Raw genomic sequence first — 17,987 nt, 5'->3', positions numbered from 1 at the left:
GCACCCCACGGGGTGCGGGCTTCCGCATGACACGGGCCGACCGGAGGACCGGACCGGCCCGACGGCGTCGGAGCGCGTCGGACCGCGTCAGACCGCCAGCAGCTTGCGCACCCGGTCCGCGCCCACCGCCAGCAGCAGCGTGGGCAGTCGCGGCCCGGTCTCGCGGGTCACGAGGAGCCGGTAGAGCAGGGCGAAGAAGGTCCGCTGCGCGACCTTCAGCTCCGGGGTCGGCTTGGCGTCGGGCTCCAGCCCGGCCATGACCTTCGGCACGCCGTAGACGAGCGTGCTGAGCCCGTCGAGCGACCAGTGCGAGTCGAGTCCCTCGAGCAGCAGCCGCAGCGACTCGCGGCCCTCGTCGTCCAGCGACGACAGCAGCTCCGCGTCGGGCTCCTCGCGCACGAGGGTCCGCTGGTCGGCCGGGACCTGGGTGGTGATCCAGTTCTCGGCGCGGTCCAGGCGCGGCCGTACCTCGTCGAGGGAGGTCAGCGGCTGCGTCGGGTCCAGGTCGGTGAGGATGCGCAGGGTCTGCTCGTCGTGCCCGGCGGTGACGTCGACGACGGACGCCAGGGTCCGGTACGGCAGCGGCCGCGGGGTGCGCGGCAGCTCGGCTTCCGCGGTGCGCACGGCGCGGGTGTGCGCGGCGGCGTCGGCGGGCAGGACGGTGCCGTCGGCGACCTTGGCCTCCAGCTTGTCCCACTCGTCGTACAGCCGCTGGATCTCCTGGTCGAAGGCGATCTTGAAGGACTGGTTCGGGCGGCGGCGGGCGTACAGCCAGCGCAGCAGCTGCGGCTCCATGATCTTCAGCGCGTCGGCGGGGGTCGGGACCCCGCCCTTGCTGGAGGACATCTTCGCCATGCCGCTGATGCCGACGAACGCGTACATCGGTCCGATCGGCTGCTCGCCGCCGAAGATGTGCACGATCTGGCCGCCGACCTGGAAGGACGAGCCGGGCGAGGAGTGGTCGACGCCGGACGGCTCGAAGACCACGCCCTCGAAGGCCCAGCGCATCGGCCAGTCGACCTTCCAGACGAGCTTGCCGCGGTTGAACTCGCTGAGCTTGACCGTCTCGGTGAACGCGTCCTCGGCGCAGACGTAGGTCATCTCGGTCGTCTCGTCGTCGTACGAGGTGACCTTGGTGAAGTCCTTGCCGCACTCGCCGCAGTACGGCTTGTACGGGAAGTACCCCTCCTCGCCGGTGCTGCCGTCGTCCTCGGCGGCCGCACCGGAGCCCTCGGCGGCCTCCAGCTCGGCCTCGTCGGCCTGCTTCTGCTGGGGCTTCTTGCCGCCCGGCTTCTGCTTGGTGCGGTACTGGGCGAGGACGGCGTCGATGTCGCCGCGGTGCTTCATGGCGTGCAGCACCTGCTCGCGGTACGCGCCGGAGGTGTACTGCTCGGTCTGGCTGATCGGGTCGTACACGACGCCCAGCTCGTCCAGGGCGCCGATCAGGGCCGCCTTGAAGTGCTCGGCCCAGCTGGCGTACGGGGATCCGGCCGGGGCGGGGACGGAGGTCAGCGGGCGGCCGATGTACTGGCCGTAGGTCTCCTCGTCCACGCCCGGGATGCCCTTGGGCACCTTGCGGAAGCGGTCGTAGTCGTCCCAGGAGATCAGGTGCCTGACCTCGATGCCCCGGCGGCGGATCTCGTCCGCGACCAGGTGCGGGGTCATGACCTCGCGGAGGTTGCCCAGGTGGATCGGACCGGAGGGCGAGATTCCGGACGCGACGACGAGAACCGGAGCGGTGGCGGCTGATGTCTCCGCGCCGGGTGCTCGGCGCTCCGCCTCGGCGATGACCTCGTCCGCGAAACGGGAGACCCAGTCGGTCTCGGTGCTGCTCTGAGCCACGACACGTCCTTCTACTCGAATGCTGGCTTCAGCCATTCTCCCAGACGGATCGGGCCGCTCCGGGGTTGCTCCCCGGCGCCATATCCAGAAGAACCGCCGGCGGCCGCGTGGGATACTCGGCACTTGTCGGAACACCCAAGTGCACCCACCGGCACCACCTCACAGGAACGGCAGCTCATGGCCTCGGTCCCTTCCCTCGCTTCTTCCGTCGAACAGCGCGTCGCGGACGCCCTCGCCTCCGCCCTGCCGGAGGCCGGTGCCGCCGATCCGCTGCTGCGACGAAGCGACCGGGCCGACTACCAGGCCAACGGCATCCTGGCGCTCGCGAAGAAGGCCAAGGCCAACCCGCGCGAGCTGGCGACGACCGTGGTCGAGGCCATCCCCACCGGTGACCTGATCCAGAAGATCGAGGTCTCCGGCCCCGGCTTCCTCAACATCACGATCACCGACCGGGCGATCATCGAGACCCTGGCCGCGCGGGCCCTCGACGACCGCCTCGGCGTCCCGCTCGCCGAGAACCCGGGCACGACGGTGATCGACTACGCCCAGCCGAACGTCGCGAAGGAGATGCACGTCGGCCACCTGCGGTCCGCCGTGATCGGCGCCGCGATGGTGGAGATCCTGGAGTTCACGGGCGAGAAGGTGGTCCGCCGCCACCACATCGGCGACTGGGGCACCCAGTTCGGCATGCTCATCCAGTACCTGCTGGAGCACCCGCACGAGCTGGATCACAAGGCGGACGCGGAGGTCTCCGGCGAGGAGGCCATGTCCAACCTGAACCGCCTCTACAAGGCCTCGCGCGTGCTCTTCGACTCCGACGAGGAGTTCAAGACCCGGGCCCGGGCCCGCGTGGTCGGCCTCCAGGCCGGCGAGCCGGAGACCCTCGCGCTGTGGCAGCGGTTCGTCGACGAGTCGAAGATCTACTTCTACTCCGTCTTCCACAAGCTGGACATGGACATCCAGGACCCCGACGTGGTCGGCGAGTCCGGCTACAACGACATGCTCGTGGAGACCTGCGAGCTGCTGGAGGAGTCGGGCGTCGCCGTCCGCTCCAACGGCGCGCTCTGCGTGTTCTTCGACGACGTCAAGGGCCCGGACGGCAACCCGACCCCGCTGATCGTCCAGAAGTCCGACGGCGGCTTCGGCTACGCCGCGACCGACCTCTCCGCGATCCGCGACCGCGTCGGCTCGCTGAAGGCGTCCACGCTCATCTACGTGGTCGACGCCCGCCAGTCGCTCCACTTCAAGATGGTCTTCGAGACCGCCCGCCGCGCCGGCTGGCTGAACGACGAGGTCCAGGCCGTCCAGCTGGCCTTCGGCACGGTCCTCGGCAAGGACGGCAAGCCGTTCAAGACCCGTGAGGGCGAGACGGTACGGCTGGTGGACCTGCTCGACGAGGCCGTCGAGCGGGCGACGGCCGTCGTGCGCGAGAAGGCCGAGAAGGTCGGCCTGACCGAGGAAGAGATCGTCGAGAACGGCCGGTACGTGGGCATCGGCGCGGTGAAGTACGCCGACCTGTCGACGTCCGCCGCCCGCGACTACAAGTTCGACCTGGACCAGATGGTCTCGCTGAACGGCGACACCTCGGTCTACCTCCAGTACGCGTACGCCCGGATCCGGTCCATCCTGCGCAAGGCGGGCGACCGCTCCCCGGCCGCCCACCCCGTGCTGGAGCTGGCCCCGGCCGAGCGGGCGCTGGGGCTGCACCTGGACCAGTTCGGCGAGCTGCTCGCCGAGGCGGCCGCCGACCACGCGCCGCACAAGGTGGCCGCGTACCTCTACCAGCTGTCCTCGCTGTTCACGACGTTCTACACCGAGTGCCCGGTCATCAAGCCGGAACCGGAGCTCGTCGTCGGCGAGAACCGCCTGTTCCTGTGCGACCTGACGGCCCGCACCCTCTCCAAGGGCATGTCCCTCCTCGGCATCCGCACCCCCGAGAAGCTCTGACACCCGCCGCACGACCAGCGCGGAACGTACGGCCCCGGCAGCTGCTGCCGGGGCCGTACGCGTTCACCCGGACGGGCCGGTTCGGGTCATGGGGCCCGGGTAGGGGACGGGCCGTCCGACCCCCCACCCGACAGGAGAGCCCCGTGGCCGACATGAACGGCCCCTACAAGCCCGGCACTCCGTGCTGGATCGACCTGATGGTCCCCGACCAGCAGGCGGCCATCGACTTCTACTGCGACCTCTTCGGCTGGCAGGGCGAGGTGGGCCCGCCCGAGCAGGGCGGCTACAGCGTCTGCGGCCTCAAGGGCAAGCCCGTCGCCGGCATCATGAAGGCGATGAACCCCGACGGTTCCGTCCCGGACCCGATGCCGCCGCCCGTGTGGACCACGTACCTTTCCACCGACGCCCTCGACTCCACCGTCCGGGCCGCCACCGACGCGGGGGCCCGGGTCCTGGCCGGCCCGATGGACGTCATGGACCTCGGGCGGATGGCCGTCGCCGCCGACCCCACCGGCGCCGTCTTCGGCCTGTGGGAGCCGGGCAGCTTCGACGGCGCGGGCATCGTCAACGAGCACGGCGCCCTCACCTGGAACGAGCTCACCACCGGGGACACCGGCGCGGCCGCGGCGTTCTACTCCGCCGTCCTGCCGATCAGCACGGCCGCGTCCGAGATGGAAGGCGCCGAGGACTACACGGAGTTCAAGGTCGGCGGCCGCGCGGTGGCCGGAATGATGGACCTGGGCAAACTGCCGCCCGGTACGCCCCCGAACTGGCTCCCGTACTTCCACGTGGACGACGTGGACAACATCCAGGCCGCCGCCACCCGGGCCGGCGCCGACGTCCTCACCCCCGCCTTCGACATGGTGGCGGGCCGGATGGCCGTCCTGGCCGACCCGCAGGGCGCGCCCTTCGCGGTCATCACGGCGAACGCCCCCGAACAGCCCGCCTGATGACGCCCGCGGGCCCCGGCACCGACTGCCGGGGCCCGTATCAGCCGCCGCGGCAGGCTCAGCGCCGCAAGGCCTCCGCCGGCTGGATGCGGGCGGCGCGCCAGGCGGGGTACAGGCCGGCCAGGAGCCCGGTCACCAGGCCCAGCAGGGGCGCGGTCGCCACGGTCGCGGGGTGGACGACCGGGGTCCAGTCGCGGACCACGGCGACGCCCACCACGGTGAGCGTGCCCAGGGACGTGCCGACGAGCCCGCCCAGCGCCCCCAAGGCGCCCGACTCCGCGAGGAACTGGGTGGTGATGTGGCGCCCCCGCGCCCCCAGCGCCCGCCGCAGCCCGATCTCGCCCGTCCGCTCCAGGACCGCGACCAGCGTGGTGTTCGCGATGCCGACGGCGCCGATGACCAGGCAGATCCCGGCCAGGATCAGGAAGAGCTGCTCCAGGTCGGAGGTGACGCCGGAGCGCAGGGTGCGCGGATCGGGCGGCGGTACGGCCTTCAGGTACTCGGGGTGGTCGGGCCGCAGCGCGGTCGGGGCGAGGCGGGCCACCTGCTGGGCGGCGCCCACCTCGGTCGCGACGAGCATGGTCGTGCCGCCGCCCCCGGGCGCGCCCCAGATCTCCTCCGCGGTCGTGCGGGGCACCGCGACCGACAGCAGGAGCTCGGCCTTGCGCTCGACGTCCTCGATGATCCCGATCACGGTGAACGGCTCGGCGCCGATGAAGACGGCCGGGCCGGTGTCCAGGGTGGTGATGCCGAGGCGGGCGGCCGCGCCCGAGCCGAGGACGGCCACGCGCTGCCTGGTGCCGGAGTGGTACTCGTCGTAGAGGCGGCCCTGGCACAGCCGGGGCACGGCGGCGCGCAGCGCACCCGGTGAGGCGGCGACGACGTCGGTGCGCTCGCCCCCGCCCGCGCCGCCGCCGACGGGTGCGGCGCGTACGCCGCCGGTGGCCGGGTCGAGGCGGACCGTGTGGAAGACGCCCGCGTGCCGGACCCCGCCCAGGCGTTCGACGCGGAGGTCGGCGTCCGCCGGGAATCCGGGTTCGGCGAAGGCGTTCTGCTCGCGGGCGATGTCCTCGACGGTCACCTCGGTGGCGGTGAGCAGGTTGAAGCGGCCGTCGATCTGGGACGAGGTGGTGGCCGTCAGGCCGAGGACCGCGACGAAGGTGCCGACGCCGAGCACCGTCCCCAGTGCGGTCAGCGCCGAGCGGGCCGGGCGCTGGAGGATTCCGGCGAGGGACTCGGAGAGGGTGTCGCGGACGGCGAAGCGGGAGGGCTCGACCCGGACCGCCGCTGTTCGGGACCGGCGCGGCCTCATACGCGCGCCTGCTCGCGCAGTACGCCGTCGCGGATCGCGACGGTCCGGCCGCCGTGCGCGGCGACCTCCTGGTCGTGGGTGATGACGAGCACGGTCATCCCGTCGTCGTGGAGTTCGTCCAGCAGGGCCAGGACGGTGTCGGCGTTGGCGGAGTCGAGGTTCCCGGTGGGTTCGTCGCAGAGCAGCAGGGACGGCCGGGCGACCAGGGCCCGGGCGATGGCCACCCGCTGGCGTTCGCCTCCGGACAGCCGGGAGGGGACCGCGGCGAGGCGGTGCCCGAGTCCGACGCGTACGAGCGCTTCGCGGGCGCGGGCGGGGCGCTCCTTGCGGGGCACGCCGTTGTAGAGCATGGCGACGGCGACGTTCTCCAGGGCCGAGCGGTGGGGCAGGAGGTGGAAGGACTGGAAGACGAATCCGATGCGGCGGCCGCGCAGGGCCGTCCGGTCGTGGTCGCCGAGGGAGCCGGTGTCGATGCCGTCGAGGAGGTAGCGGCCCTCGGTGGGGGCGTCGAGCAGACCGACGATGTTGAGGAAGGTCGACTTGCCGGAGCCGGAGGGACCGACGACGGTGACGAACTCGCCGTGCTGGATGGTGAGGTCGCACGCGGTGAGGGCGGGTACCGGCGGCGGGCCCGGGTAGGTCAGGCCCGCCTGCCGGAACTCGATTACGGGGGGCGGGAGTTGGGGCTGCAGTCGGGGTGCGGCCGTACTCATGACCCGCCGCCGCCCTTGCCGCTGTTCTGCTTGCCGCCGTTCTGCTTGCCCGCGGCGCCCGGGTTGACGCCGGTGACCACCGAGTCCCCGGCGGCGAGGGTGCCGTCGCCGGTGGGCCGGATCTCGACGTAGCCGTCGCCGGTGGTGCCGGGCCGGACCTCGACGCGGCGCTGGGTGCCCGTACCGTCCACCACGGTGACGGTGGTGCGTCCGTCGGCTCCGGCGGACACCGCGGACACGGGGACGACGAGCGCGTCGCCGTCGGTCGCCGCGGCCTCCACGGTGAGCCGTACGTCCTGGCCGACGAGCTGGGTGTCCAGCGGCGCGAGCGGGCGTACGAGCATCTCGTACCCGGCGGGCCCGCCCGGGGCGGGGGCCTGCCGGCCCTGCCCCTGGTCGCCGCCGCCCGACCCGGCGTTCGGCGCGGCGGGCTGAGCGGTCTGCGGGGCGTCCGCGACCGACAGCACCTCGGCCGCCGCAGTGAGCCCGCTGACCTCGGAGAGGATCTCGACTTTCTGGCCGGCCCGGACCAGGCCCTTCTGGTGGTCCTGGAGCTGCCCGCGCACGACCAGCGCCCCCGCGGACAGTGACAGCGCGGCGCCGCTCACGGGGGACCCGGGGCGGACGGCGACCGAGTCGGCCCGCGCGGGGAACGACTCCAGGAAGACGACCTCGCCGGCCGGGAGCATCGGACCGGCGGCCGCGCGGGCCTCGGCGAGGCGCTCGCGGGCCCGGCGCAGGTCCTCCGAGGCCCGGTTGACCGCGCGGGCGGCGTCCTGTCCGGAGCCCTTGGCACCCCCGGCCCCCTTGCCGCCTTGGCCGGGCGGCGCGGCACCGGGGCCCGCGGGGGCCGCCGTACCGACGGCGGTGGCGGCGGACCGGGCGTCCTCCAGGGAGCGTTCGCCGGACGTGACCGCGTCCTCGGCGGCCCTGACCGCCTCTCCGCGGTCGGCCACCGCGGGCAGCGGGTCGTAGCCGATCGAACGGTAGAAGGAGCCCAGCGCCGCCTTCGTACCGGCGCCGAACGTGCCGGCCCGGTCGGAGCCCGTGCCGTGCCCGAGCCCGGACAGGGCCCTCTGTACCTGCTTCACGTCGTCGCCGGTGGCCCCCGGCTTCAGGTCCCGGTACACCGGCAGGCCGCCGGGCAGCGCGAAGACCGGCCGTCCGGACACCTCCAGGAGCACCTTGCCCGCGTCGACCCGGTCGCCCTGCCGGACGGCGACCTTGGTGACCACCGGGGTGGCCGCGCCCTCCCCGCCCGCGACCGCGGGGGTGACCTGGAGGGACTGGGCGGAGGTGACCGTGCCGCGCACGATGACGGTGTCCCGCAGGACGCGCTTCTCGACCTGGGCGACCAGGACGTCCAGGGGTGGCGGCCCGGCCTCCGCCGCGGTCTGCGCCGGCGACTTGATCACCAGCGAGGCGGCGACACCGGCCCCGGAGAGCAGCACCGCGCCCACCGCCACGGCCGCCACCCAGGCCCGGCGCCGGGACATGCCCGCGGAAGCCCCGGCCCCCTCGACCGCCTCCACGGGCCCCGCGGTCGCCAGGTCCCCGGTCATCCGCGCACCTCGGCCGGATCGGCACGACCCGAATCCGCGACGGTAATCAGTGAATCGGATTCCTTGGCGGCCGCGGATCGGGCCCGTCGAGATGGCACAGCAGGCCTCCTAAGCGGCTTGTATGACCGACACCCTAAGTCAACGCCCACCAATCACCCTGTGCGCAGGGACAGTTGTGAGCCACTCCCGACGCACGGGGGCTTCGCGCCGGTCAGGGCCGGTGATGCACGGAGAGCAGGCACACCTGGACCCGGAACGGATTCCGGCGGAACCCTTGATCGAGCCACCCGGCCGGCCATCAGTTCCTCCCGCCTCCCCGCCCGAGGCGGATTTCGCACCAGACGACTTTCCCCGGCGCACGCGGCAGCACGCCCCACTCCTCGGCCAGCGCCTCGACGATCACCAGCCCCCGCCCGCCCTCCCCACCGGCCGGGCGGGCCGCCATCCGCGACAGCCCGGGCCCGCTGTCGTGCACCTCGATCCGTACGGCGCCCCCGAAGGCGAGCAGCCGGAGCAGGTAGCCGCGGCCGCGCGGGACGCCGTACCGCAGCGCGTTGGTGGCCAGCTCGCTCACACAGAGCAACACGTCGTCGTGCCGGGCGGCGATCCCCCAGGCGTGCAAGGTGTCACGTGTGAACTGGCGCGCAGCTGCGACGCTTTGGGGTGAGCGGAGGTAGAGCCGCTCGCGCACGAGGGCCGCCTGAATGTGGGGATTCACGGAGCGATGGTCGCGCGCAGTGACTAGCGTGGTCCCGAGCGTCGGCCCGTACTCCTCGATGAGTACGGGTCCGCTCGGGGTAATGCAGGGACACGGGTGGGGAGTTCGCAGTCATGCCACCGAGGAAGCGCACACGTCCGAACGCGACGACCATCCCTTGATCTTCGCAGGGAATCCCGGCTTTCAGGCCGGGCGGGAATGCGATCCTTGGCCCGGAGCCGCGCAGCGGCGGAGCTCTCTGCGGCTGCGCGGTAACGGTCAGATGGGCCGCTTCTGGGTCTCGATGTATTCCTTGACGATGCTGAGCGGTGCGCCGCCGCAGGAGCCGGCGAAGTACGAGGGTGCCCAGAACACCGAGCCCATGCCGGTCCGGTTGATGCGTCCGGTGTACTCGGCGCGCAGGTAGCGGGAGCTGACGCCCTTGAGGCTGTTGACCAGCTTGGAGACCGACACCTTCGGCGGGTAGCGCACGAGGAGGTGGACGTGGTCGCCTTCGCCGTTGAACTCGCGCAGCTCGGCCTCGAAGCTCTGGCAGACCTCCCGCATGACCTCTTCGCAACGGGTGAGCATCGCGTCGTTGAAGATGTCGCGCCGGTACTTGGGCTCCGCGGGCTCTCCCCCCGCGCCGCCCGGATCAGGGCCGACGAGCTCATCGACCGCTTCGGGCTCACCGGGGCCGCCGGCCGTACGGCCAAGACGTACTCGGGCGGCATGCGCCGGCGCCTGGACCTCGCCGCCGGGCTCGTCTCCCGGCCGGAGGTGATCTTCCTGGACGAGCCGACCGCCGGACTCGACCCGCGCAGCCGCCAGGACCTCTGGGACCTCGTACGGGAACTGCGCGCCGAGGGCACCACCGTGCTGCTCACCACGCAGTACCTGGAGGAGGCCGACCAGCTCGCCGACCGCGTCGCCGTCCTGGCCGCCGGGCGGATCGCCGCCGAGGGCACCCCGGCCGCGCTCAAGTCCCGCGTCGCGGGCCACCACCTCGACCTGACCCTGACGAGCCGCTCCGCCTACGAGGCCCTGGCCGGCCACGCCGTCCACCTGGCCCCCGACGAGCTCACCCTCGGCCTGCCCACCGACGGCAGCGCCGCCCACGTACGGGCCCTGCTCGACGAACTCGACCCCGACCGCACCGGCGTCGACCGCTTCACGGTCCGCAGCGCCACCCTCGACGACGTGTTCCTCACCCTGACGGGAGCCGCTCCGTGACCTCCGCCGCCCTGACCCCCGCCGTCACCCTGGCCGGACGCAGCCTGCGCATCAGCCGCCGCCAACCGGACGTGCTGATCACCGCCCTGATGCTGCCGGTCATGCTGATGCTGATCTTCGTCTACTTCTTCGGCGGCGCCATCGACACCGGCACCGCGTACGTCACGTACGTCGTCCCCGGCGCGATGCTGCTGTGCGCGGGCTTCGGCGCCGCGAGCACCGCCGTCAGCGTCAGCCAGGACATGAAGGACGGCGTCATCGACCGCCTCCGCTCCCTCGACGTCGGCGGCGTCCCCATCCTGGCCGGGCACGTCACCGCGTCCGTCGCCCGGAACCTGCTGTCCACCGCCCTGGTCCTCGCCGTCGCCCTCGCCATCGGCTTCCGGCCCCAGGCCGGCCCCCTCGGCTTCCTCGCGGCCGCCGGGCTGCTGTTCGCGTACATCACCGCGATCTCGTGGCTGGCCGCCGCGCTCGGCCTGCTCGCCGACTCCCCCGAGGCGGCCGGCGGCTTCACGTTCCTGATGATGTTCCTGCCGTACCCGTCCAGCGCGTTCGTCCCCATCGACACCATGCCCGGCTGGCTCCACGGCTTCGCCGACCACCAGCCGCTGACCCCGGTCATCGAGTCCCTGCGCGCCCTGCTCCTGGACCGGCCCGCCGGGGACGCGCCTTGGGTCGCGCTGGCCTGGTGCGCGGGCATCACGGCCGTGGCCGTGGCGCTCTCCGCGGCCCTGTTCACCCGCCGCACCCGCTGAGCGGCGCCGGCTCCCCACGGGGGTGGGAGCCGGCCCGCGGTTCAGCGGATCACCGATTCAGCGGATGGGAACGTCGCCCGGTCGCCTGGTCGATCTCGGCATGGGCCTTCTGCAACATCTGCGACGCGAGGTCCATGAGCGCACGGGCCCCGGCGATCTCCTCTCCGACCCTCAGCTGCTCCGGGTCGGACGGATGGCGCATGGCGTAGCCGCGCGCCCTCATCTCGGAGCCGTCCCCGAGCCTGACCAGGGCCGCCGCACCCGTGCGATGGCCCTCCTCGGTGAACTCGAGCTCCACGTGCCAACCGACGAGTGTGGACACGCCGCACCACCTCCAGGAACTCACCCTCCCCCCAGCGTGCGCTCCCCCACCCCACCCCGCGAGCGGGACCGGCCCCCGCTCAGCGCGCCTCGCGGAGCCAGCCCGCGACCTCCGTCGCCCAGTACGTCAGGATCGTGTCCGCGCCCGCCCGCTTGATGCCGAGCAGGGTCTCCAGGATGGCCCGGTCGCGCTCGATCCAGCCCTTCTCCGCCGCCGCCTCGACCATCGCGAACTCGCCGCTGATCTGGTACGCCGACACCGGCACGTCCACCGCCTGCGACACCCGGTACAGGATGTCCAGGTAGGGTCCGGCGGGCTTGACCATCACCATGTCGGCGCCCTCCTCCAGGTCCAGCGCCAGCTCCCGCAGGGACTCCCGCGCGTTCGCCGGGTCCTGCTGGTACGTCTTGCGGTCCCCCTGGAGCGAGGAGGCCACCGCCTCGCGGAACGGCCCGTAGAAGGCCGACGTGTACTTCGCGGTGTACGCCAGGATCGACACGTCCTCGTGGCCCGTCTCGTCCAGCGCGTCGCGGATCACCCCGACCTGGCCGTCCATCATCCCGCTCGGCCCCACCATGTGGACGCCCGCGTCGGCCTGGACCTGCGCCATCTCCGCGTACCGCTCCAGCGTCGCGTCGTTGTCGACGCGCCCGTGCTCGTCCAGGACCCCGCAGTGCCCGTGGTCGGTGTACTCGTCCAGGCACAGGTCCGACATGATCACCAGGTCGTCGCCGACCTCGGCCCGCACGTCGCGGATCGCGAGCTGCAGGATCCCGTCCGGCTCGGTGCCCGCCGTGCCCCGCGCGTCCTTGTTCTCGTCCGCCGGGACCCCGAACAGCATGATCCCCGAGACGCCCGCCGCGACCGCCTCCGCGGCGGCCTTGCGCAGCGTGTCCCGCGTGTGCTGGACCACGCCCGGCATCGCGGAGATCGCCAGGGGCTCGCTGATGCCCTCCCGTACGAACGCCGGCAGGATCAGGTCCGAGGGGTGCAGCCGGTTCTCCGCGACCATCCGCCGCATCGCCGGGGTGGTGCGCAGCCGGCGGGGCCGGGAGCCGGGGAAGGATCCGTACGCGCTCATTGTCAGTCGCCTCTTCGAGCATCGAGAACAGTCGGAACCAGCGTAGGGCCCGCACACCCCCCGCCCCGGCCCCGCCCGTCCCCCGAACCGCCGTCCCCCGCCCGGCCCCTCCCCGCCCCCGTACCGCGAAGGGCCCGGACGCGTCGCGCGTCCGGGCCCCCCGTCACTGCTCCCGACCGGTCAGGTCGTACGGCGCCTGCGCGCCCCCGGCCGCCGCTCGCTCGGCCGGAACACCGTCTCGCCGGCCTCCTTGGCCGCCTCGCGGCGCGCCGCGCCGTACTCGGCGAGGGCCTCCGCCAGCTTCGACACCGACGGCTCCGGCGACAGCACGTCCACGCGCAGCCCGTGCTCCTCCGCGGTCTTGGCCGTCGCCGGCCCGATACACGCGATGACGGTCACGTTGTGCGGCTTGCCCGCGATCCCGACCAGGTTGCGGACCGTGGAGGACGACGTGAACAGCACGGCGTCGAAGCCGCCGCCCTTGATCGCCTCACGCGTGTCCGCCGGCGGCGGCGACGCGCGCACGGTCCGGTAGGCCGTGACGTCGTCGACCTCCCACCCGAGCTCGATCAGCCCGGCGACCAGCGTCTCGGTCGCGATGTCGGCCCGCGGCAGGAACACCCGGTCGATCGGGTCGAAGACCGGGTCGTACGGCGGCCAGTCCTCCAGCAGCCCGGCCGCGGACTGCTCGCCGCTCGGCACCAGGTCCGGCTTCACGCCGAACTCCACGAGCGAGGCGGCGGTCTGCTCGCCCACCGCGGCGACCTTGATGCCCGCGAAGGCCCGCGCGTCGAGCCCGTACTCCTCGAACTTCTCCCGCACCGCCTTCACGGCGTTGACCGAGGTGAAGGCGATCCACTCGTAGCGGCCGGTGACCAGGCCCTTCACGGCCCGCTCCATCTGCTGCGGGGTCCGCGGCGGCTCCACGGCGATGGTCGGCACCTCGTGCGGCACCGCTCCGTACGAACGCAGCTGGTCGGAGAGCGAGGCGGCCTGCTCCTTCGTACGCGGTACGAGCACCCGCCAGCCGAACAGCGGCTTCGACTCGAACCAGGCCAGCTCGTCGCGGCGCGCGGAGGCGCCGTGCTCACCGACCACGGCTATGACCGGCCGGGCGCCCTCGGGCGACGGCAGCACCTTGCCCTGCTTGAACACCTGCGCGATCGTGCCCAGCGTCGCGCACCAGGTGCGCTGCCGCGTGGTCGTACCGGCGACGGTCACCGTCAGCGGGGTGTCGGGCTTGCGCCCGGCGCTCACCAGCTCGGCGGCGGCCGCCGACACGGTCTCCAGGGTCGAGGAGACGACGAGTATCCCGTCGCTCGCTCCCGCCTCGGTCCAGCAGCGCGCCGAGGCGGTCCGGGCGTCCACGAAGCGCACGCCGTTGCCGTCGCCCCGCTCCCGCAGCGGCACACCGGCGTACGCGGGCACGCCCACGGCCGTCGGGATGCCGGGCACGACCTCGAAGGGGATGCCCTCGGAGGCGCAGACGAGCATCTCCTCGGCCGTGTTCCCGTCGAGCCCGGGGTCACCGGTGACGGCTCGCACGACCCGCCTGCCGGAGCGTGCGGCCTCCATGACAAGATTGGCCGCGTCCCGGATCACAGGGACCCCGGCGGCTGCTGACTTCTCGTCAGCTACCGTCAGCTGTGGCGTGTCGACGTTGACGCGCGCATGCGTGCGCACGACGTCGAGCACATCGGGCTCCGCGATCAGCACGTCCGCGGCGGCGAGCGCCTCGACGGCGCGCAGCGTCAGCAGACCCGGGTCGCCGGGGCCGGCACCGAGGAAGGTGACGTGCCCGTGGGCGGCGATGCCCGGAAAAGCGGAGGTGGTGGGACGTGTGGGGCTCACGCTCGCTCCCCCATCAGACCGGCCGCGCCCTTGGCCAGCATCTCGTCCGCGAGTTCGCGGCCGAGCGCCATGGCCTCGTCGTACGACTGGGGCACGGGTCCGGTGGTGGACAGCTGCACCAGCGTCGAGCCGTCGAGGGTTCCGACGACGCCGCGCAGGCGCATTTCATTGACAGTCTGACCGTCGGCCAGCAGGTCGGCGAACGCCCCCACGGGGGCGCTGCAGCCGGCCTCCAGCCGGGCGAGCAGGGAACGTTCGGCGGTGACGGCGGCCCGCGTGTACGGGTCGTCGAGCTCGCCGAGCGCCGCGATCAGCTCCGCGTCGGACGCGAGGCACTCCACGGCCAGGGCTCCCTGGCCGGGGGCGGGCAGCATGCCGTCGACCGGCATCAGCTCGGTCGCCTCGTCGCCGCGGCCGATCCGGTTCAGTCCGGCGGCGGCCAGCACCACGGCGTCGAGCTCGCCGTCGCGCACGAACCCGATGCGGGTGTCCACGTTGCCGCGGATCGGCACGGTCTCGATGCGCTTGCCCAGCGACAGCGCCAGGTGGTTCAGCTGGGCCGTCCGGCGCGGCGAACCGGTACCGATCCGGGCGCCGTCGGGCAGCTGCTCGAAGGTCAGGCCGTCGCGGGCGACGAGCGCGTCCCGGGCGTCCTGGCGCTGCGGCATCGCCGCGATCACCAGGTCGTCGGGCTGCGCGGTCGGCAGGTCCTTCAGCGAGTGCACCGCGAAGTCGACCTCGCCGCGCATCAGCGCGTCGCGCAGCGCGGTGACGAACACCCCGGTGCCGCCGATCTGCGCGAGGTGCTCGCGCGACACGTCGCCGTAGGTCGTGATCTCCACGAGCTCGACGGGCCGCCCGGTGACCGCGCGGACCGCGTCGGCGACGTGGCCCGACTGCGACATGGCCAGCTTGCTCCGCCGCGTACCGAGCCGCAGCGGCTGGTCGGGACGTGTGTTCATGATGCCCGTCCTGGGTCGTCGTCGTTCATCGGATCGGCCGCGTCTGCCCGGCTGACGGATGCCACCGTCTGCGGGTCGAGGTCGAAGAGTTCGCGCAGCGCCTCGGCGTACCCGGCGCCGCCGGGCTCGCTCGCCAGCTGCTTGACGCGCACGGTCGGCGCGTGGAGGAGCTTGTCGACGACGCGGCGCACGGTCTGGGTGACCTCGGCCCGCTGCCGGTCGTCGAGGTCGGGGACCCGTCCGTCGAGCCGGGCCACTTCCATGGCCACGACCTCGGCCGCCATGGCGCGCAGGGCGACGACGGTGGGCGTGATGTGCGCGGCCCGCTGCGCCGCCCCGAAGGCGGCCACTTCCGCGGCCACTATCGCGCGCACGGCGTCGACGTCCGCGGCCATCGGGGCGTCGGCGGAGGTCTCGGCGAGGCTCTCGATGTCGACGAGCCGTACGCCGGGAACCCGGTGCACGGCCGCGTCGATGTCGCGCGGCATGGCCAGGTCGAGCAGGGCCAGCCGTACGGCCGTCCCGTCGCCGAGCGCGCGGGCGCTCTTGCGGGGCTGCCGCTGAGCGGCGGCCTCGCCCTGGTCGGCCCAGGTGCCGTGCAGTTCGAGGGCGCTGGCGTCGACCCCGGTCAGGGCGGCCCGGCCGTCGGCGGCGGGCGCGTCCAGGCCGAGGGGGCACCCGTCGGGCTCCGGTGCGGCGGCCAGGGTCCGTACGGCTCCGGCGTCGGCCAGCCGGCCGCCGGCGCGGGCGGCGGCAGCCAGCCGCGCCACGACCTCGGGGTCCAGCCCGGCGGGACCGGGGCCCGCCGGCGCGTGCGGCGCGTGCGGCGCGGGGTCCGGCACGGCGGTAGGGGCGAAGGCCCCGGCGCCCTGGGACACGGCGGCGGTCACGTCGTCGGCGGTCAGCACCAGCCCGGTGGCGCCGGTGCAGGAGACCACCACGTCGACTCGTGTCAGCTCCTGCGGCACGGACCACATCGGGACGGCCGAAGCCCGCACCCCGGTGCCCGAGGCAACCAGAATCTCGGCAAGCCGCTCCGCCCGGTCGACGGTCCGGTTGGCCACCACGATCTCGCGGACGCCGACCCGCGCCAGCGTCGCCGCCGCGAGGGAGGACATCGACCCGGCACCGATCACCAGCGCCCGCTTGCCGGCCGCCCACTGCGCCACCGGCGTGTTCGCCGCGAGCTGCTCCAGCCCGAACGTCACCAGCGACTGCCCGGCCCGGTCGATCCCGGTCTCCGAGTGCGCCCGCTTGCCGACGCGCAGCGCCTGCTGGAACAGGTCGTTGATCAGCCGGCCCGCGGTGTGCTGCTCCTGCCCCAGCGCCAGCGCGTCCTTGATCTGGCCGAGGATCTGGCCCTCGCCCACGACCATCGAGTCCAGCCCGCACGCCACCGAGAAGAGGTGGTGCACCGCCCGGTCCTCGTAGTGCACGTAGAGGTAGGGGGTGAGCTCCTCCAGCGCGACGCCGCTGTGCTGCGCGAGCAACGTGGACAGCTCGGCGACACCGGCGTGGAACTTGTCCACGTCCGCGTACAGCTCGATGCGGTTGCACGTGGCGAGCACCGCCGCCTCCGTCGCCGGCTCGGCGGCGAGGGTGTCGTGCAGCAGCTTGACCTTGGCGTCCGCGGACAGCGAGGCCCGCTCCAGGACGCTGACGGGTGCGCTGCGGTGGCTCAGCCCTACGACGAGCAGACTCATGCCGGCATCACCGCCGGGACGTCGCCCTCGGGGTTGCCCTTGCGCGCCACGGCGGCGGCCCGGCCGGCCGGCGGCACCACGGCCGCGGCGGGGGCGGCGCCGCCCACGGAGGAGGCCTCGGCGGCAGCGGCGGCGGCCGCGCCCTCCCCGGCCTTGCGCTGCTCGTGGAAGGCGAGGATCTGGAGTTCGATGGAGAGGTCGACCTTGCGCACGTCCACGCCCTCGGGCACGGACAGCACGGTCGGCGCGAAGTTGAGGATCGAGGTGACGCCGGCCGCGATCAGCCGCTCGCTGACCTGCTGGGCCGCACCGGCCGGGGTCGCGATGACCCCGATCGAGACGCCGTTGTCCTCGATGATCTTCTCCAGCTCGTCGGTGTGCTGCACGGGCATCCCGGCGACCGGCTTGCCGGCCATCGCCGGGTCGGCGTCGATCAGCGCGGCCACCCGGAACCCGCGGGACGCGAACCCGCCGTAGTTGGCGAGCGCCGCGCCCAGGTTGCCGATGCCGACGATGACGACCGGCCAGTCCTGGGTCAGCCCGAGCTCGCGGGAGATCTGGTAGACGAGGTACTCGACGTCGTACCCGACGCCGCGCGTACCGTAGGAGCCGAGGTACGAGAAGTCCTTGCGCAGCTTCGCGGAGTTGACTCCGGCGGCGGCCGCGAGCTCCTCGGATGACACCGTGGGCACCGATCGCTCGGAGAGCGCGGTGAGGGCGCGCAGGTACAGCGGAAGCCGGGCGACAGTGGCCTCGGGAATACCTCGGCTGCGGGTCGCCGGTCGGTGAGTTCGGCCAGTTGCCACGATGCTCCTGCGGGATGAGCGGGGCTGCAGGCGGCCACTTGTCCCAGGACCGCCCCGTCGACAGCAGGCTATGCCTTTGTGAACGCGTGCACAAAGATTGTGTCCGCTTTGTCCGAGCAAAGTGACCGGGGTCACGCGCCCCCGGCACGGAACCCCGGAACCGGCGACACGCCGAACCCGTTCAAAACCAGAAGGGGGCAAAACCGTACACACTCCTCACAGATACGCGCCCTAGCCCCCATAAATCGCCC

General features: G+C 73.1%; 14 protein-coding genes and 2 pseudogenes. 4 read left to right on the top strand and 12 right to left on the bottom strand.

From position 1 onward, the window contains the following. Window positions 1-87: 87 nt before the first annotated feature. Entirely contained in the window at window positions 88-1,878 is a 1,791-nt protein-coding gene (gene lysS, locus OTB16_RS29350) for a lysine--tRNA ligase (protein WP_267723958.1), read from the bottom strand. A 141-nt stretch (window positions 1,879-2,019) separates the two neighbouring features. Between lysS and argS the strand changes: the two genes are divergently transcribed. Both argS and OTB16_RS29340 read left to right on the top strand, forming a co-directional pair. Continuing rightward, window positions 2,020-3,789, top strand: a complete 1,770-nt coding sequence (argS, locus tag OTB16_RS29345; RefSeq protein ID WP_267723956.1) for an arginine--tRNA ligase — start codon at window positions 2,020-2,022, stop codon at window positions 3,787-3,789. 152 nt (window positions 3,790-3,941) lie between these two features. Further along, complete coding sequence (locus OTB16_RS29340; protein WP_267724136.1) at window positions 3,942-4,739, top strand: VOC family protein; 798 nt, start codon at window positions 3,942-3,944, stop codon at window positions 4,737-4,739. A 58-nt stretch (window positions 4,740-4,797) separates the two neighbouring features. Here the strand turns inward: OTB16_RS29340 and OTB16_RS29335 are convergent, their stop codons facing one another. The 5 genes and pseudogenes from OTB16_RS29335 to tnpA form a co-directional block, all read right to left on the bottom strand. After that, a complete protein-coding gene (locus tag OTB16_RS29335) occupies window positions 4,798-6,051 on the bottom strand; it encodes an ABC transporter permease (protein WP_267723954.1) in 1,254 nt (417 codons plus the stop codon). Next, window positions 6,048-6,764 (bottom strand): ABC transporter ATP-binding protein, encoded by a 717-nt coding sequence (locus OTB16_RS29330; RefSeq protein WP_267723952.1) that lies wholly within the window; start codon window positions 6,762-6,764, stop codon window positions 6,048-6,050. The genes OTB16_RS29335 and OTB16_RS29330 overlap by 4 nt, the downstream gene beginning before the upstream one ends. Further along, window positions 6,761-8,326, bottom strand: coding sequence for an RND family efflux transporter (locus OTB16_RS29325; protein ID WP_267723950.1), 1,566 nt, complete (start codon window positions 8,324-8,326; stop codon window positions 6,761-6,763). The genes OTB16_RS29330 and OTB16_RS29325 overlap by 4 nt, the downstream gene beginning before the upstream one ends. A gap of 298 nt (window positions 8,327-8,624) precedes the next feature. Beyond that, entirely contained in the window at window positions 8,625-9,044 is a 420-nt protein-coding gene (locus OTB16_RS29320; protein WP_267723948.1) for an ATP-binding protein, read from the bottom strand. 258 nt (window positions 9,045-9,302) lie between these two features. Continuing rightward, window positions 9,303-9,644: pseudogene (gene tnpA / locus OTB16_RS29315) on the bottom strand (IS200/IS605 family transposase); the annotation flags it as partial. Between tnpA and OTB16_RS29310 the strand changes: the two are divergent. Together OTB16_RS29310 and OTB16_RS29305 are read left to right on the top strand one after the other, a co-directional pair. Further along, window positions 9,603-10,256, top strand: a pseudogene (locus OTB16_RS29310) (ATP-binding cassette domain-containing protein); the annotation flags it as partial. The pseudogenes tnpA and OTB16_RS29310 sit on opposite strands and share 42 nt — an antisense overlap. 11 nt (window positions 10,257-10,267) lie before the next feature. Continuing rightward, window positions 10,268-11,011: an ABC transporter permease gene (locus OTB16_RS29305; protein ID WP_267724133.1), complete on the top strand. Its 744-nt coding sequence runs from the start codon at window positions 10,268-10,270 to the stop codon at window positions 11,009-11,011. A 49-nt stretch (window positions 11,012-11,060) separates the two neighbouring features. Here OTB16_RS29305 and OTB16_RS29300 read toward each other — a convergent pair whose 3' ends face one another. The 6 genes from OTB16_RS29300 to OTB16_RS29275 all read right to left on the bottom strand — a co-directional run bounded on the left by OTB16_RS29300 (window position 11,061) and on the right by OTB16_RS29275 (window position 17,736). Continuing rightward, window positions 11,061-11,333: a DUF1876 domain-containing protein gene (locus OTB16_RS29300; protein WP_267723946.1), complete on the bottom strand. Its 273-nt coding sequence runs from the start codon at window positions 11,331-11,333 to the stop codon at window positions 11,061-11,063. 79 nt (window positions 11,334-11,412) lie between these two features. Then, window positions 11,413-12,414, bottom strand: a complete 1,002-nt coding sequence (gene hemB, locus OTB16_RS29295) for a porphobilinogen synthase (RefSeq protein WP_267723944.1) — start codon at window positions 12,412-12,414, stop codon at window positions 11,413-11,415. 180 nt (window positions 12,415-12,594) lie between these two features. Then, window positions 12,595-14,265 (bottom strand): bifunctional uroporphyrinogen-III C-methyltransferase/uroporphyrinogen-III synthase, encoded by a 1,671-nt coding sequence (locus tag OTB16_RS29290; protein ID WP_267723942.1) that lies wholly within the window; start codon window positions 14,263-14,265, stop codon window positions 12,595-12,597. Beyond that, window positions 14,262-15,227, bottom strand: coding sequence for a hydroxymethylbilane synthase (hemC, locus tag OTB16_RS29285; RefSeq protein WP_267723940.1), 966 nt, complete (start codon window positions 15,225-15,227; stop codon window positions 14,262-14,264). Before hemC ends, OTB16_RS29290 begins: the two co-directional genes overlap by 4 nt. Next, window positions 15,224-16,930, bottom strand: a complete 1,707-nt coding sequence (locus tag OTB16_RS29280; protein WP_267723937.1) for a glutamyl-tRNA reductase — start codon at window positions 16,928-16,930, stop codon at window positions 15,224-15,226. The genes hemC and OTB16_RS29280 overlap by 4 nt, the downstream gene beginning before the upstream one ends. After that, a complete protein-coding gene (locus tag OTB16_RS29275) occupies window positions 16,927-17,736 on the bottom strand; it encodes a redox-sensing transcriptional repressor Rex (protein WP_267723936.1) in 810 nt (269 codons plus the stop codon). Before OTB16_RS29275 ends, OTB16_RS29280 begins: the two co-directional genes overlap by 4 nt. Between the last annotated feature and the right edge of the window lie 251 nt (window positions 17,737-17,987).

Origin of the sequence: Streptomyces antarcticus, from assembly GCF_026627255.1 — a bacterium.
Taxonomy (GTDB): domain Bacteria; phylum Actinomycetota; class Actinomycetes; order Streptomycetales; family Streptomycetaceae; genus Streptomyces; species Streptomyces antarcticus.
This window is presented reverse-complemented; position numbering and strand designations above follow the sequence as displayed.

Coding starts and splice junctions, on each gene's coding strand:
- OTB16_RS29325 (WP_267723950.1), bottom strand. CDS start 8,326: ATGACCGGGGACCTGGCGACCGCGGGGCCCGTGGAGGCGGTCGAGGGG.
- OTB16_RS29330 (WP_267723952.1), bottom strand. CDS start 6,764: ATGAGTACGGCCGCACCCCGACTGCAGCCCCAACTCCCGCCCCCCGTA.
- hemC (WP_267723940.1), bottom strand. CDS start 15,227: ATGAACACACGTCCCGACCAGCCGCTGCGGCTCGGTACGCGGCGGAGC.
- OTB16_RS29340 (WP_267724136.1), top strand. CDS start 3,942: ATGAACGGCCCCTACAAGCCCGGCACTCCGTGCTGGATCGACCTGATG.
- argS (WP_267723956.1), top strand. CDS start 2,020: ATGGCCTCGGTCCCTTCCCTCGCTTCTTCCGTCGAACAGCGCGTCGCG.
- lysS (WP_267723958.1), bottom strand. CDS start 1,878: ATGGCTGAAGCCAGCATTCGAGTAGAAGGACGTGTCGTGGCTCAGAGC.
- OTB16_RS29280 (WP_267723937.1), bottom strand. CDS start 16,930: ATGAGTCTGCTCGTCGTAGGGCTGAGCCACCGCAGCGCACCCGTCAGC.
- hemB (WP_267723944.1), bottom strand. CDS start 12,414: ATGAGCGCGTACGGATCCTTCCCCGGCTCCCGGCCCCGCCGGCTGCGC.
- OTB16_RS29335 (WP_267723954.1), bottom strand. CDS start 6,051: ATGAGGCCGCGCCGGTCCCGAACAGCGGCGGTCCGGGTCGAGCCCTCC.